Raw genomic sequence first — 14,382 nt, forward strand, 5'->3', positions numbered from 1 at the left:
AAGGCAAGACAATGAAGTCACCAGCAAAGGTCGTCACCCTCGTGGCGGTCACCCTCGCGGGAGTCGGGCTGCTCTCGGGCTGCACGGCGAACGCCGGCGAGAGCGACGGCACCACCACCATCCGCGTGGTCAGCCTGATCCCCGGCACCGAGCAGGCCGCGTTCGACGCGTTCGACGCCCAGGTCGCCCAGTTCGAGAAGGCCAATCCCGACATCAACGTGGAGGGCGTCGAATACGAGTGGAGCGCACCCACCTTCGCCGCCCAGCTGGCCGGCGGCACCCTGCCCGACGTGTTCCGCATCCCACTCACCGACGCCAAGACACTCATCGCCAACGGTCAGCTCGCCGACATGACCGAACAGGTGGAGGCCCTCCCGTACTTCGACACCTTCAACCCCAGCGTGCTCAGCAACGCGCAGGATGCCGACGGCAACATCTTCGGAGTGCCGCGCGAGGCCTACGGAATGGGCCTGCAGTACAACCGGGCGCTCTTCGAAGAGGCCGGCCTCGACCCGAACGCCCCGCCGACCACGTGGGACGAGGTGCGGGACTACGCCAAGATCATCGCCGACAAGACCGGCCAGGCCGGCTACATGCAGATGACCCAGAGCAACACCGGCGGCTGGCAGCTGACCGCGGCCACCGTGGCCCGCGGCGGCAGCATGGAGGAGGTCGCGTCGGACGGCACCGTCACCGTGACGGCCGACAACCCGGCCACCAAGGAGGCCCTCGAGTACCTCAAAGAGCTGCGCTGGACCGACAACTCCATGGGCAGCAACTTCCTCTACGACTGGGGCACCATCAACCAGGCGTTCGCCGCCGGCCAGATCGGCATGTACACCGGCGGATCCGACCTGTTCACCTCGCTCACCCGCGAGAGCAACATGAACGCGGATGACTACGGGCTCACCGCAATCCCGCTGACGGATGCCGAAGGCGCCGGCGTGCTGGGCGGCGGAACCCTGAACGTGGTCAACGTGAAGGCCGACGACGCTGTGAAGGACGCGGCCATGAAGTGGATCGCCTTCTACGACCTGAACAAGCTGGTCGACAAGGATGCTGCCCTGCAGGACGCCAAGACCCTCTCCGACACCGACCAGGCCGTGGGAACCCCCGCGCTGCCCGTCTTCGATCAGGCCACGCTGGACCAGTCCCGCGAATGGGTGAAGGAGTACATCAACGTGCCCCAGGACCAGGTGGCGTACTTCGCCGAGGGCAACGTGGGCCGCACCATCGTGGGCGAGCCGTCCTCGCACACCCAGGAGCTCTACGGCGCACTCGACACCGCCGTGCAGTCCGTGCTGACCGATAAGAACGCCGACATCGACGCCCTGCTGGACACCGTCAACAAGACGATCCAGCCCCTCGTCGACGCCGACTGACCCGCTCCACCCGCAGAACCGATTCGACCGGCGGGGATGCCGCATCCCCGCCGGCCGGCTCTTCTCCCCGAGCACTCTCCTGCTCCCCCACCCGCTTCGGCTCACCCCGCTCACGAAAGACGACGATGACCACACTGGATGAACGCCCCTCGGTCGTGGACCCGCCCCAGCCGACTGTGCCCACGCGCCAGCGACGCCGGCCATCCAATCCGCGCACCTGGCTGCGCAACGGCGGCCTCAGCAACTTCCTGTTCCTGGTGCCCATGCTGCTGATCTTCGGGGTCTTCTCCTGGTACCCGATCGTGCAGTCCTTCGTGATGAGCTTCCAGAAGACCAACCTCGTCACCGCGCCGAGCTTCGTGGGGCTCGACAACTTCGTCAAGGTGCTGCAGGACCCGCTCTTCCTCACCGCGGTGCAGAACACCGCGTGGTTCGCCGTGCTCGCCCTGCTCTTCGGCTACCCGATCCCCCTGATCGCCGCGGTCTTGATGAGCGAGGTTCGCCGGGCCAAGGGCCTGTTCAGCGCGTTGGCGTACCTGCCCGTCGTGGTGCCGCCGGTCGTCGCCGTGCTGCTCTGGAAGTTCTTCTACGACGCCAGCCCCACCGGTGTCTTCAACAGCATCCTCGCCATGGTGGGCATCGGCCCGCAGCCCTGGATTCAGAGCATCACCGCGGCCATGCCCTCGCTGGTGCTCGAAGCCACCTGGGCCGGTGCCGGCGGCACCATCATCATCTACCTCGCCGCGCTCACCGGCGTCGCCCCCGAGCTCTACGACGCGGCCGAGGTGGACGGTGCCTCCATCTGGCAGAAGATCTGGCACATCACCCTGCCGCAGCTGCGCGGCATCCTGCTGATCACCCTGATTCTGCAGGTGATCGGCACGGCGCAGGTGTTCCTCGAGCCCTTCCTGTTCACCGCGGGCGGGCCGGCGAACTCCACCATCACCGTCTTGCTGCTCATCTACCGGTACGCGTTCCAGAACAGTCTCGGCGGCGACTACGGCGCCGCAACAGCGCTGAGCCTGATGCTCGCGATCTTCCTTGCCGTCCTGTCCGTGGTGTACTTCCGCCTCACCAAGTCCTGGAGCCAGAATTGAGAAAGCCAAAGATCCAGGATCCCGAAGACCGCGGGATCGTCTCCGTTGCCGACTGGACCAAGCCGCGCATCCGCCGCACCATGCGTGCCAGTCACGCCGTGCTGCTGGTCGTGCTGGCCGTCTCGGGCCTGGGCCCGCTGCTCTGGCTCGGCAAGGCCGCACTCACGCCCACCCAAGACACGCTGCGCACGCCGTTGGCGATCTTTCCCAACGGCATCGAGTGGCAGAACGTGGTCACGGCGTGGTCCACGATCCATCTCGACGTGCAGTTCGCCAACACCCTCTGGGTGGCGGCCGGCTCGTGGGCCGTGCAGATCGTCGTGGCCACCACGGCCGGCTACGCCCTCTCGATCCTGCGCCCCAGGTACGCCGGAGTGCTCAACGCCCTGGTGCTCGGCACCCTGTTCGTGCCGAGCGTCGTACTGCTGGTGCCGCTGTACCTCACGGTGCTCGACGTGCCGTTCGTGGGCATCTCGCTGATCAACACGTTCTGGGCGGTGTGGCTGCCGGCCGGCGCCAGCGCCTTCAACGTGCTGCTGGTCAAGCGGTTCTTCGACAACCTGCCGCGTGAGGTCTTCGAGGCCGCCCGAACGGATGGCGCGAGTTCCTTCAGGTTGTTCTGGTCGATCGTGCTGCCCATGTCCAAGCCCATCGTGGGTGTGGTGTCGGTGTTCGCGATCATCGCGGCCTGGAAGGACTTTCTCTGGCCCTCGCTCGTGCTCATCGACCCGGCCGTCCAGCCGCTGTCGGTGCGACTGCCCGCGCTGCAGCAGAGCATCGAACTCGGCGTCTACCTCGCGGCCCTGGCGATCTCCAGCATCATCCCGATCCTGTTGTTCCTGGTCTTCCAGCGCATGTTCCTGCGCGGCGCCGGGCTGGGCGGGGCGGTCAAGGGCTAGGGGCGGCGCGGCCGCAACTGTTGCCGCTGCGGACATTTGCACCCGGTGCGCCGGCACCATTTGTCCGCACCGGTAACAGTTGCGTGCGCCCCCGGCGGCCCGGGCGGGCGCAACCGGGGCCGTACACTGAGCCTTCGAGAACTGCAGCACCGCGGGCGAGAAGGGAACAGGCATGTCGAACGTCGGCGCGACCGGACGCATCCAGCCGGAATCGACCGAGCACGCCATGCTGCGCGCCCTCGGCGAGCGCCTGGGCGTCGAGCTCGAGTCCCGCACCCTCACAGTTCCAGACGGCCTGCGCGTGGAGGTCGAGGGCATCGACGCGGTCGCGAGCGTGCTCGTGCAGCTCGTGGCCAACACCGGCACCCCCAAGTCGTCGCACCGCAACAAGGCCATCGCCGACATGCTCAAGTTGGTCTGGCTGCGGGGCGTCTTGCCCACCCGGCCGCGCCTGGTGATCTGCATCAGCGAGCCATTGGCCCGCTTCTTCACCCCCGGGTCGTGGCCGAGCGCCGCGGCCGCCGACATGCACGTGGATGTCTACATCTTCCGGCCGGATGCGCCACTGGAGCTGCTCACCCGCTGAGCCCGCCCGCCACTGGACCGTCGGGCACCCCGGATGCCGCCGCTCCGGTCGCCCGGCACCCCGGCATCCAACTCATTTGCGAACAGAGCGCGGTCCCGCGCGCCGCACACCGTGCGAAGTCCGCAAACGAACACAAAGCGGGCGGTCGGGCCCGCTCAGCGCGGCGGGATGCGGCGGTATCCGTCGACAGCGACGACCGCGAGCGTGCAGACCACACCGACGACGGCCAGGGCGACCAGCACCACACAGGCGACGACGATCATCCGGCCGCGCTCCGCGACTCGTACTGCAGAGGCGCGATCCGCGCGGCATAGGCCAATGCCGCGGCCGAGACCGGGGAACCTGGCGGGGTGAGCTCCGAGGTTTCGGGCGCCGACGCGGTGAGCCGGAGCGGCAACATCCCGGCCCAGACTGTGCGGTCTTCGCCGTCATCCGCCGCCTCGGACGCACCGTGCGCGCGCACCTTCACACTGGCCTCGTCCAGCGGCAGCCGCAGCACCAGCGTCGCCGCGAGTTCGCGCCTGGTCATGTCACGCACCTCGTCCCACCGCCCCGGCATCAGGTGCTCGGACACGACGCGCATCGCCTCCTCCTTCTCGGCGTCCGCGACGACGGTCGCGGCGCCGAACACCACGGCGCTGCGGTAGTTCATCGAGCTGTCGAAGAGGGAGCGGGCATAGACCAGGCCGTCGAGGTGGGTCACGGTGACCGAGATCGGGGTGCCGGACGCCATCGCCCGAAAGATGCCGCTGCCGGTGGAGCCGTGCAGGTAGATGGCGTCGCCGCCGCGGCCGAAACCCATCGGCAGCACCAGCGGCAGGCCGTCGCGCACGATCGCCACGTGGGCGACGAGGGCGTCGTCGAGGATGCCGTAGAGCTCGGCCCTGTCGGCGCGCTGGCGCTCGGGGAGTCGAGTGATCCGGGTGCGGTCGGTGACGGGCAGGGTGGCGGAGGGTGCCGGGGTGGGCTGCGTGGGCTGCGTGGAGTGGGGCATGCTACTAGGATCGAGCGCGGAGTGGTTCAGCGACAGGGCCACTTCTGACGACTTCGACTAGACCGGTTCCGGATCCCGGATGCGTGCCCGATCGTGTCCGCGCGACTCCGAGAGAGGAACCCCATGAACGCCCACGAGCTGCCGATCCTGCTCGACCGCGCGTCGGAGCTTCCTCTCGTGGCACAGCTCGCCACCGCGCTGCGCCGGGCCATCCTCGGCGGCATCCTGCGACACGACGAGGCCCTGCCCTCCACCCGCGCGCTCGCGGCCTCGGTGCGGGTGTCGCGCGGCACGGTGGTCGCCGCGTACGACCAGCTCACCGGCGAGGGGTATCTGCTGGCGCGGCCGGGCTCGGCGACCCGGGTGATGGTGGAGCGGCCCGATGCCGTTGCCGCACCCGCAGCCCCGGCCCGCACTGACGACGGGGACGCCCGGTCACCTCGCGACCGCACTCCCCCGCCCCTGATCGACTTGGCCCCCGGGCATCCGTCGACCAGAACCCTCGTCGACCCGGCCTGGACCGGGGCCTGGCGCACGGCCGTCGCCGCGTCCGGGCGGAGCGACTCACCGCCGCCCAGCGGCACACTCGAGCTGCGCACCGCCATCGCCGAACACGTGCGGCGAGCGCGGGGACTGACCTGCCGACCCGACGACGTGATCGTCACGGCCGGCACCAGCGACGCCCTCGCCGGCATCGGGCTCGCACTCGCGACCATGGCTCACGTCACCGGCGGCGCCCGCACCCCGGCGGATGCACCCGGGATCCCTTCGACGCCCGCGCCGGTCGAAGCGCCCCGGCGGGCCCCGCAGATCGCCGTGGAGGACCCCGGCTATCCCACCGCGCGGCGGGTGCTGCGCCGGGTGGGCGCGCTCCTGGCGCCGGTGCGCACCGACCAGGACGGCATCGACCTGGCTGAACTCGCCGCGCTCAACCCCGCCCCGCACGCCGTTCTCGTCACGCCGAGCCACCAGTACCCGCTCGGCAACAGCCTCTCGGTGCAGGGCCGGCTCGACCTGCTCGACTGGGCGCGAACAGCCGAGGCCGTGGTCATCGAGGACGACTACGACAGCGAGTTCCGCTTCGGCACCTCGCCGCTGCCGGCCCTCGCCACCCTCGACGCCTCGGGCCGGGTGGCGCTGGTCGGCAGCTTCTCCAAGACCATCACCCCGTGGATCCGCTGCGCCTACATCGTCGCCACCGGCGACCTCGGTGCGGCCCTGCGCGAGGTGCGCGACGACCTCGGCCCGTCGGTCTCCGGCGTGCAGCAGGCGGCCCTCGCGCACTACCTCGCCAGCGGCGGTCTGGCCCGCAACGTCGCCCGGGTGCGCCGCGAGTACGCGCACCGCCGCGCCCTGGTGATCGGCAAGCTGGGTGCCCTGCCCGGTGTGCGACTGGCCGGCCTCGACGGCGGGCTGCACGTGGTGGTGCACACGGGGGCGGATGCATCCGCTCTCGTCGAGCGGGCCGCCGCGCGCGGGGTGCGGGTCGCGTCGCTGGCCGACTACGCGGTTCGCGGCCGAGACCAGCACGGCCTGGTGCTCGGCTATGGCGCGCCCACCGATCTCGAGCTCGCCCGGGCGCTGGATGTGCTCGTCGGGCTCCTCCTGGAACCCACCGCGAACTGATTTGCACACTTCCGCCCTTCGTTGTCGCGGCGAAGGCGGGAAGTTTGCGAATGAGTGGCGTGGGAGCACTCGGCGGCGAGCGCGCCCGGGAGTTTACCTGCACGAAACAGCAGGCAGACTTTCGCGAAATCTGCGCCGCTTACTGTGAAAACCAACGGACCTCCGCGGGCCATTTGCCACTCGACCACACCAGTCGGCTGATCACTTCACCCGCTCGCTCTCCTCCTTTCGAACATTTGACTTGTGCCTTGGAGGCCAGCGTGCAGCAGACCGATCCCCGACCCGTCACCGCGGATGCCCCGGCTCCCGAAGCCGTCGAGTCCGCCGCCTTCGACCCCGCCGAACTCCGCCGGGCCCTGGCCGGCATGGCCACCTCGGTCACCCTCGTCACCACCAACGTGAACGGTGTCGCCTACGGCTTCACCGCCAACAGCTTCACCAGCGTGTCGGTGACCCCGCCGCTGGTGGCCGTGTTCCTGGCCGAAACCGCCGAGAGCTACCCGGCGTTCGCCCGCACCGACCACGTGGCCATCAACATCCTCGCCGCCGACCAGGGCGACGTGGCCCGGCACTTCGCCACCAAGGGCATCGACAAGTTCTCCGCCGTCACGCTGCACGGCGGCTACGACCGGGTGCCCGTCGTCACCGGCGCCCAGGCCTCGCTCCTCGGCCAGGTGCACGAACGCTGGACCGTGGGCGACCACCTCATGATCATCGTGCACGTCGACGAGGTCATCCGTTCCGAGCTCACCCCGCTCGTCTATCAGAACCGCGAGTTCAGGAAGCTGGTCTGACCCCATGACCCTCACCTCCCCGGCCCAGGCCCCGACCCAGGCAGCCACGAGCACCGCCGACTCCATCTCCATCCGCGGCGCGGTCAAGATCTACGGCTCCGGCGCCAACCAGCACGTGGCGCTGCAGAACGTGGACGTCGACATCAAGCGCGGCCAGTTCGTGAGCATCATCGGCCCGTCCGGCTGCGGCAAGTCCACCCTGCTCCGCCTCATCGCCGGCCTCGAAGACGCCGACGAGGGCATCGCCGAGGTCTTCGGGGTCTCCCCCGAGCAGGCATGCGCGGCCAAGATGATCGGCCTGGTGCCCCAGGCGCCCGCCCTGCTGCCGTGGAAGAACGTGCTCGGCAACGTGAGCATGCCGGCCAAGATCAACCGCCGCGCCGACAAGCTGCGCAGCCGCATCCACGGCCACGTCGCCCGCCCCGCCCCCGACATGCTCGACCTGCTGAACAAGGCCGGGCTCACGGATGCCGTGCACAAGCTGCCCGCCCAGCTCAGCGGCGGCATGCAGCAGCGCGCCGCCATCGTGCGGGCCTTCGGCGTTCAGCCCGACGTGCTGCTCATGGACGAACCGTTCTCCGCGCTCGACGAGTTCACCCGCGAGTCGATCCAGGAACAGCTGCTCGACATCTGGGACGAAAACAACGCCACCGTGGTCTTCGTCACCCACTCGGTCTCCGAGGCGGTGCGGCTCTCCGACAAGGTGCTCGTGATGTCGGCCCGGCCCGGCCGCATCACCGCATCCGTGGACATCACCCTGCCCCGCCCGCGCAGCCAGGCAATGCTCAAGAGCGCCGAATTCCACCACTTCGAAGACCTGATTCGCGACCACCTGCAGACCGCCTGGCAGGAGAACCCGATGACCGGGTCCACCCCGATCGCCGCCGGAGTCGCCCTGTGAGCGTTCTGACCCCCGTGCAGCCGAGCAGCCAGGAGAGCACCGTGACCCTCGCACCCGAGCCCGCGACCACGCGAGGGCCCCGGCGCGCCCCACGGCTGCCCAAGCGGCTCGCCTTCATCCGCCCCGGCTACTGGCTGCCGCTGGCGGTGCTGCTGGTCGGCCTCGGCATCCTCTGGAGCGTCACCGCCAGGGACAGCCCCTACCTGCTGCCGCCGCTCGCCGCGGTCGGCGAGGCCCTCGCCGCCAATCCCGGCTTCTATCTCAGCAACGCCTGGGCCACCCTGGCCGTGGCGCTGGTGGGCTTGGCCATCGGCTTCGTCGGCTCGTTCGTGCTCGCCGTGCTGGTCTCCGAACTGCCCGTGGCCCGCCGCGCCATCATGCCCATCGCCGTGGTGCTCAGCGTCACCCCGCTGGTGGCGATCGCGCCGGCCCTGGTGGTGGCGTTCGGCTTCGGCCCGGAGCCCAAGCTCATCGTCACGGCGCTGATCTGCTTCTTCCCCATCCTCATCAACGTCTCCACCGGCCTCCGCTCGGTGTCGCCGGCGGTGCTGCAGGTCTTCACCACCCTGCATGCCTCCCGCCTCGAAATGCTCTGGCACGTGCGGATGCCCAGCGCCCTGCCCTACCTCTTCACCGCCCTGCGCGTGGTGTTCCCGCTCTCGATCATCGGCGCCGTGGTCGCGGAGCTCTCCGCCCCGGGCGCCGCCGAGGGCCTGGGCACCGTGATCAGCGTCGCCTCGTCGAACAACCGTCTCGCCGTGGTCTACGCCGCCATCTTCTGCCTCGCGATCATGGGCTCACTACTGCTGCTCATCATCACCGCCATCGAGGACCGCGTGCTGCACTGGCACGAGTCCCGTCAAGGCGCCAAAAACTAACCCCCGCCGCACTGCCGCACCACCCGCCCCACCCGCACCCCCGTCCACCCGCACGCCCGCCCCACCCGCATCACAGCCCGCATCCCCCGTCCCCTCTTCCCCCACCGCACCAGGAGACCGCTATGCCCACCCGCCCCGTCCACGCGCTGGCCGCCGTTGCCATCGCCGCCCTCACCCTGGGCCTCGCCGCCTGCAGCCCCGCGGCAGACGCCGCCCCAGACACCGACACCGCCGCCGCCGGCAGCGCCATCTCCGAGGAGCGTTGCGCGCTCAACGAGGCCGCCGGCACGATCAACTTCCTCACCGGGTACCAGTACCAGGCGTCGGTGTCGATCCTCAACATCATCGCCGCCGAGGAGCTGGGCTACTTCGACGCCCTCTGCCTCGACGTCGACATCCAGCCCGGCACCGGCGACACCAGCCAGAACGCCCAGCTGCTCGCCTCCGGCCAGGTCACCATCACCAGCGTCGACGAGCAGAACCTGATCACCGCGCAAGACAACGGCATCGACGTCACCGGCATCGCCACCTACTCCAACGTGGGCCTGGAGGTCCTGATGACCGGCACCGACGTGACCGACCTCAAGGACCTGGACGGCACCATCCTGGGCCAGAAGGGCAACCTGCCGCCCGCCGTTGGCGCCATGCTCACCAACGCGGGCGCCGATCTCGCCTCGATCCAGCAGGTCGTCGTGGGTTACGACCCCACCGTCCTGCCGCGCGGCCAGGTCGACTCGCTCACCGGCTTCATCTCCAACGAGCCCAACCTGCTCGAAGCCGCCGGCGAAGACGTCACCGTGTGGCGCCCCTACGACTTCGGCGTCGCCGGGTCGCTCGGCAGCCTGGCCGTGAACAACGAGTTCGCCGCCGACAATTCCACCGCCGTCGAGGACTTCCTCCGTGCCAGCCAGCACGCCTTCGACTACTGCGGCGAGAACGGCGAGGAGTGCGTCGCGTTCGCGTCCGAGCTCTCCGGCGAGGGCTACGACGCCGCGCACAACCTCAAGGTCTGGACCACCGAGTTCGACATCGTCACCGACAACCAGCCGGCGGATGCCCCGATCGGCCTGATAGACGTCGACAACGTCACCGCCGAGTCCGAGTTCCTCGTGGAGAGCGCGCAGATCGCCAAGGCCCCGGCCGACCCCACCGCGTACTTCGACAACAGCTTCGTCGAGGCGATCTACGACGGCACCACCCTGATCTGGCCGGCCCCGTAACCCAGCCCGTTGCCGGGGCGCCCCGCGCGGGCGCCCCCGGCTTCCACTCCATTCCCGGCTCGTTTCCGCCTCGTTCTCGACTCCGTCACAGCCCTCCTCACTGCGTTAGCTCCACAACAGCGCTAGCTCAACAACAGCGCTAGCTCCACAACAGCGCTAGCTCCACAACAGCGCTAGCTCCACAACAGAGAAAGAGTGTCCCCATGTCAGCACGCGAGTACGGCGTTTTCCTCCCGATCGGCAACGGCGGCTGGTTGGTGTCCACCACCGCGCCACACCCAGACGGCAGCTACGAGTACAACAAGACCACCGCGGTGCTCGCCGAGCAGGCCGGTCTCGACTTCGTCATGTCGATGGCCAAGTGGCGCGGCTTCGGCGGCTCCACCGACCACTGGGGCAACACCCTCGAATCGATGACCATGATGGCGGGACTGGCCGAAGCCACCGAGAGGGTGAAGATCTGGGCCACCGTGCACGCCAACATCCACAGCCCCGCCATCGCCGCCAAGATGTTCGTCACCCTCGACCAGATCTCCAACGGCCGTGCCGGCATGAACATCGTCTCCGGCTCCTACGCCGACGAGTTCGAGCAGATGGGCCTCTGGGACGCCGAGATGTCAAAGGAGGCCCGCTACCAGATGGTGGAGGACTGGACCCGCGCCGTCACCCGGCTCTGGACCGAGGATTCGGTGACCATGCAGAGCGACACCTTCAGCCTCACCGACTGCGTCTCCCGGCCGCACCCGCGGGTGCAGCCCACCCTGATCAGCGCCGGCCGGTCGCCGCGGGGACGCAAGTTCCAGGCCGACCTCTGCGATGGCGCCTTCCTCTCCGGCGACACCATGGAGGAGCTGCGCGACTCCTCCCGCGACGTGCACGATCAGGCCGCCGCGCTCGGCCGCACCGTGAAGACCTACGCCATGCTCACCGTGGTGATGGGCGACACTGATGCCGCCGCCCAGAAACGCGTCGACGTGATCGGTGCCGGCGTCGACGTGCAGGCCCTCGCCAACATGCGGGTCTCCTGGGGCATGCCGCGCGACCGCGCCACCTCCTGGACCGAGTCCGCCACCGGCCACGACGCGTTCCAGACCCCCTACGTGGTCGGCTCCCCCGACACCGTGCTCAGTCACATCAACACCGTCGTCGAGGGCGCCGAACTCGACGGCCTGATGCTGATCTTCCCCGACTACCACGCCGACCTGCCGGCGTTCGGTGAGGCCGTGCTGCCCACGCTGCGGGCCCAGGATGCGTCGCGCCTGTCGAGCGGACTGGTCACCTCATGAGCACCGACGACTCCACCGGCGACGTCACCGACGGCCTGGCCGCCGGCACCTCTGCCAGTACTGCCACCGGACCGTTCGCCGGCCTGAACAACCGCGCAGGCGCCCTGCTCGTCGTCGACGTGCAGCGCTCCTTCGCCGACCTCGACTACCTCGGCGACTACGGCCTCGACACCGCGGCCGAAGACGCCATCGCCGCCGCCATCCGCACCACCGCGGCGCTCGTGCACACCGCCCGTGCTGCCGGGGTGCCCGTGGTCTGGATCGAACTGGCCTCCGACCCCGACCGGCTCTGGGCCGCCAGCAACTGGCTGCGCGGCAAGGGCTTCGACGAGCCGTTTGGTGCCGACGAACCCTGCGTGATCGGCACCCCCGGCGCCGAGTGGTACGGCCTAATTCCCGGCATCGACGAACCCCTGATTCAGAAGCGGCACTACAGCGGCTTTCAGGACACCGAGCTGCACGCCCTGCTACAGCGGCTCGGCGTGGTCTGGGTGGCCGTGGCCGGCCTCACCACCGAGTGCTGCATCGCCGCGACCGCCACCGACGCGTTCCAGCTGGACTACCCCGTGCTGATTCCCAGTGACGCGACCGCCGCCTACGAGGTGCGGGTGCACGAGAACTCCCTCGAGATCCTCGCGCTGACCACGGCGCACGTGGTCACCAGCGACGAACTGGTCGGCTTCTTCCCCGCGCCGACCGCGTCCGCCACCGCGGCATCCGCCCTCACCGGCTCGGTGGTGTCGGCATGACCGGCGCCGAGCGTGACCCGCGCCACATGCACCTGGCCTTCGACCTCTCGTTCACGCACACCGAGGGCCGTTGGGCCCGCCCGGGCTCGTGGATCGGCCGCACCTTCCCCGACGTCAAGATGTTCCAGGAGCTGGCGATCACCGCCGAACGCGGCGGCATCGACATGCTCTTCTTCGGCGACGGCACCGGCCTGCCCGACACCTGGCGCGGCTCGCCCGACGCCGCCGTGGAGTGGGGTGTGCAGTGGCCCCGGCACGACATGAGCCCGTTCATCGCGGCGATGAGCGCCGTCACCGAGCACATCGGCTTCGGCCTCACCTATTCCTCCACGTTCATGCATCCGTTCTACGTGGCCCGGCTGCTCAACTCGCTCGACCACGTCACCGGCGGCCGCATCGCGTTCAACGTGGTGGCGTCCACCCGGCGGGCGGATGCGGCCAACTACGGCTTCGACGAGCTGCTCGAGCACTCCAAACGCTACGAGCGCATGGACGAGTTCATCTCCGTGTGCCAGCGGCTCTGGGACTCGGTGGAGGTCGACGCGATCGTGATGGACCGGGCGACCGGCCGGTTCGCCGACCCGGCCAAGGTGCACGCCATCGACCACCACGGCGACTTCTTCGACGTGCGCGGCCCGCTCACCAGCGTGCCCAGCCCGCAGGGGCACCCGGTGCTCGTGCAGGCCGGCAACTCGCCGCAGGGCATCGCCACCAGCGCCAAGTTCGCCGACCTGATCTTCGGCTTCGGCGGCAACCTGGCCGGTCAGCAGCGGCACCGCTCACTGCTCGACGTGGAACTGGCCGCCAACGGGCGGAACCCCGCCGATGTCGGCATCCTCTGGGCCACCCAGCTGGTGATCGGCCGCACCGAGGATGAGGCCACCGCGCGCAAGAAGGAGATGCTCGAGTACTGGGGTGACGAGGCGGTGGGCGCGTACCTGTCGTACAACGCCGGCTACGACTTCTCCACCGTGGGTTCGTCGATCGTGCTCGGCGAGCTGCAGGCCGAGATCGTGGCCGGGCACGCGTCGCCGTCCGGGTTCGTGGGCCAGCTGGTGCAGGAGCTCGGCGCCGATCACACGCTGACCCGCACCGAGTTCTTCGAGCGCGGCTGGGAGCACGCCGTGGGCTACAACAGCACCCTCAGCGGCACCGCCGCGCAGCTCGCCGACCAGCTCGAGGAGAACTTCGCGGCCACCGGCTCCCGCGGCGGCTACATGATCGGCAACCCGCTGAGCATGCCCGCGTCGTACACCGACATCATCGAGCTGCTGGTGCCGGAGCTCCGCCGCCGCGGCACGATGGGCCCGGCCTACCCCGGCTCGACGCTGCGCGCCAACCTCGCGTCGTGAGCCGCCGCGCGGGCCGGGGAGCGGGCCGGGGCCCGTCGCTCGGCGAGCAGACGCTGCTGCTGTGCTGCCTCATCGGTGCCGCCCAGATGACCTGGGGCACCATCGTGCCCGCGCTGCCCCTCTACGTCGACAGATTCGGCGCCACCGCGCTGGTGCTCGGCCCCATCATCGCCGCGTTCGGCTTCGGCCGGGTGCTCGCCAACATCCCCGCGGGCATCCTGCTGCGCTGGTGGAAGCCGCGGCCGTACCTCTGGGCGGTGAGCCTGCTGCTCGTCGTGGTCACCAGCCTCACCGGCCTGGCGCCCACCTCCGAATCGCTGATCGCCGCGCGGGTGCTTGCGGGTGTGCTCGGTGGCGCCGCCATCACCATCGGCTTCGCGATCCTGGTCTCCGGCGCCCCGCCCGCCCGGCGCGGCCGGGTGATGGCCACCGTCACCGCGGTGCAGATGTCGGCGGGCGCCATCGGCTCGTTCCTCGGCGGTCTGGTGCTCACCTGGTTCCCGCTCGAGGTGGTGTTCCTGGTCGCCAGCGTGCCCCTGGCCCTGGTGCTCGCCTGGGACGCCGTGCGCCCCGCCGCCCACTACTGGCTCCCCCGCGGCCGCGCCGCCGCGCCCGCCG

General features: G+C 69.8%; 14 protein-coding genes. 13 read left to right on the forward strand and 1 reads right to left on the reverse strand.

Annotated elements, in window-relative coordinates:
* Window positions 1-11: 11 nt before the first annotated feature.
* The 4 genes from ACEN2M_RS18080 (at window position 12) to ACEN2M_RS18095 (ending at window position 3,964) form a co-directional block, all read left to right on the forward strand.
* On the forward strand, window positions 12-1,382 hold the full coding sequence (locus ACEN2M_RS18080; RefSeq protein WP_441649530.1) for an ABC transporter substrate-binding protein: 1,371 nt from the start codon (window positions 12-14) through the stop codon (window positions 1,380-1,382).
* Between the two features lie 125 nt (window positions 1,383-1,507).
* A complete protein-coding gene (locus tag ACEN2M_RS18085; RefSeq protein ID WP_441649531.1) occupies window positions 1,508-2,479 on the forward strand; it encodes a carbohydrate ABC transporter permease in 972 nt (323 codons plus the stop codon).
* Window positions 2,464-3,378, forward strand: coding sequence for a carbohydrate ABC transporter permease (locus ACEN2M_RS18090; RefSeq protein ID WP_441649543.1), 915 nt, complete (start codon window positions 2,464-2,466; stop codon window positions 3,376-3,378). The genes ACEN2M_RS18085 and ACEN2M_RS18090 overlap by 16 nt, the downstream gene beginning before the upstream one ends.
* A gap of 172 nt (window positions 3,379-3,550) precedes the next feature.
* A complete protein-coding gene (locus ACEN2M_RS18095) occupies window positions 3,551-3,964 on the forward strand; it encodes a hypothetical protein (RefSeq protein WP_441649532.1) in 414 nt (137 codons plus the stop codon).
* Window positions 3,965-4,223: 259 nt separating this feature from the next.
* On the opposite strand, the gene ACEN2M_RS18100 is transcribed toward ACEN2M_RS18095, so the two are convergent.
* Window positions 4,224-4,958 carry a pyridoxamine 5'-phosphate oxidase family protein gene (locus tag ACEN2M_RS18100; protein ID WP_441649533.1) on the reverse strand — a complete coding sequence of 245 codons (735 nt, stop codon included), beginning with the start codon at window positions 4,956-4,958 and terminating at the stop codon, window positions 4,224-4,226.
* A 123-nt stretch (window positions 4,959-5,081) separates the two neighbouring features.
* On the opposite strand from ACEN2M_RS18100, the gene ACEN2M_RS18105 reads away from it, so the two are divergent.
* The 9 genes from ACEN2M_RS18105 to ACEN2M_RS18145 all read left to right on the forward strand — a co-directional run.
* Window positions 5,082-6,584 (forward strand): aminotransferase-like domain-containing protein, encoded by a 1,503-nt coding sequence (locus ACEN2M_RS18105; protein WP_441649534.1) that lies wholly within the window; start codon window positions 5,082-5,084, stop codon window positions 6,582-6,584.
* 260 nt (window positions 6,585-6,844) lie between these two features.
* Window positions 6,845-7,378 carry a flavin reductase family protein gene (locus tag ACEN2M_RS18110; protein ID WP_441649535.1) on the forward strand — a complete coding sequence of 178 codons (534 nt, stop codon included), beginning with the start codon at window positions 6,845-6,847 and terminating at the stop codon, window positions 7,376-7,378.
* Window positions 7,379-7,382: 4 nt separating this feature from the next.
* Complete coding sequence (locus ACEN2M_RS18115) at window positions 7,383-8,279, forward strand: ABC transporter ATP-binding protein (RefSeq protein WP_441649536.1); 897 nt, start codon at window positions 7,383-7,385, stop codon at window positions 8,277-8,279.
* Complete coding sequence (locus ACEN2M_RS18120) at window positions 8,276-9,157, forward strand: ABC transporter permease (protein ID WP_441649537.1); 882 nt, start codon at window positions 8,276-8,278, stop codon at window positions 9,155-9,157. Before ACEN2M_RS18115 ends, ACEN2M_RS18120 begins: the two co-directional genes overlap by 4 nt.
* A 122-nt stretch (window positions 9,158-9,279) precedes the next feature.
* Window positions 9,280-10,377, forward strand: a complete 1,098-nt coding sequence (locus tag ACEN2M_RS18125) for an ABC transporter substrate-binding protein (RefSeq protein ID WP_441649538.1) — start codon at window positions 9,280-9,282, stop codon at window positions 10,375-10,377.
* 203 nt (window positions 10,378-10,580) lie between these two features.
* Window positions 10,581-11,663: an LLM class flavin-dependent oxidoreductase gene (locus ACEN2M_RS18130; RefSeq protein ID WP_441649539.1), complete on the forward strand. Its 1,083-nt coding sequence runs from the start codon at window positions 10,581-10,583 to the stop codon at window positions 11,661-11,663.
* A complete protein-coding gene (locus ACEN2M_RS18135; protein ID WP_441649540.1) occupies window positions 11,660-12,412 on the forward strand; it encodes a cysteine hydrolase family protein in 753 nt (250 codons plus the stop codon). The genes ACEN2M_RS18130 and ACEN2M_RS18135 overlap by 4 nt, the downstream gene beginning before the upstream one ends.
* Window positions 12,409-13,764 carry an NtaA/DmoA family FMN-dependent monooxygenase gene (locus ACEN2M_RS18140; protein WP_441649541.1) on the forward strand — a complete coding sequence of 452 codons (1,356 nt, stop codon included), beginning with the start codon at window positions 12,409-12,411 and terminating at the stop codon, window positions 13,762-13,764. The genes ACEN2M_RS18135 and ACEN2M_RS18140 overlap by 4 nt, the downstream gene beginning before the upstream one ends.
* Window positions 13,761-14,382, forward strand: a 622-nt coding sequence (locus ACEN2M_RS18145; RefSeq protein WP_441649542.1) for an MFS transporter, incomplete at its 3' end; no start/stop codon positions are given. The genes ACEN2M_RS18140 and ACEN2M_RS18145, both read left to right, overlap by 4 nt.

This window comes from Cryobacterium sp. W22_MBD10_FK3 (assembly GCF_052113745.1).
Taxonomy (GTDB): Bacteria; Actinomycetota; Actinomycetes; order Actinomycetales; family Microbacteriaceae; genus Cryobacterium.

Coding starts and splice junctions, on each gene's coding strand:
- ACEN2M_RS18080 (WP_441649530.1), top strand. CDS start 12: ATGAAGTCACCAGCAAAGGTCGTCACCCTCGTGGCGGTCACCCTCGCG.
- ACEN2M_RS18085 (WP_441649531.1), top strand. CDS start 1,508: ATGACCACACTGGATGAACGCCCCTCGGTCGTGGACCCGCCCCAGCCG.
- ACEN2M_RS18095 (WP_441649532.1), top strand. CDS start 3,551: ATGTCGAACGTCGGCGCGACCGGACGCATCCAGCCGGAATCGACCGAG.
- ACEN2M_RS18100 (WP_441649533.1), bottom strand. CDS start 4,958: ATGCCCCACTCCACGCAGCCCACGCAGCCCACCCCGGCACCCTCCGCC.
- ACEN2M_RS18105 (WP_441649534.1), top strand. CDS start 5,082: ATGAACGCCCACGAGCTGCCGATCCTGCTCGACCGCGCGTCGGAGCTT.
- ACEN2M_RS18115 (WP_441649536.1), top strand. CDS start 7,383: ATGACCCTCACCTCCCCGGCCCAGGCCCCGACCCAGGCAGCCACGAGC.
- ACEN2M_RS18125 (WP_441649538.1), top strand. CDS start 9,280: ATGCCCACCCGCCCCGTCCACGCGCTGGCCGCCGTTGCCATCGCCGCC.
- ACEN2M_RS18130 (WP_441649539.1), top strand. CDS start 10,581: ATGTCAGCACGCGAGTACGGCGTTTTCCTCCCGATCGGCAACGGCGGC.
- ACEN2M_RS18135 (WP_441649540.1), top strand. CDS start 11,660: ATGAGCACCGACGACTCCACCGGCGACGTCACCGACGGCCTGGCCGCC.
- ACEN2M_RS18140 (WP_441649541.1), top strand. CDS start 12,409: ATGACCGGCGCCGAGCGTGACCCGCGCCACATGCACCTGGCCTTCGAC.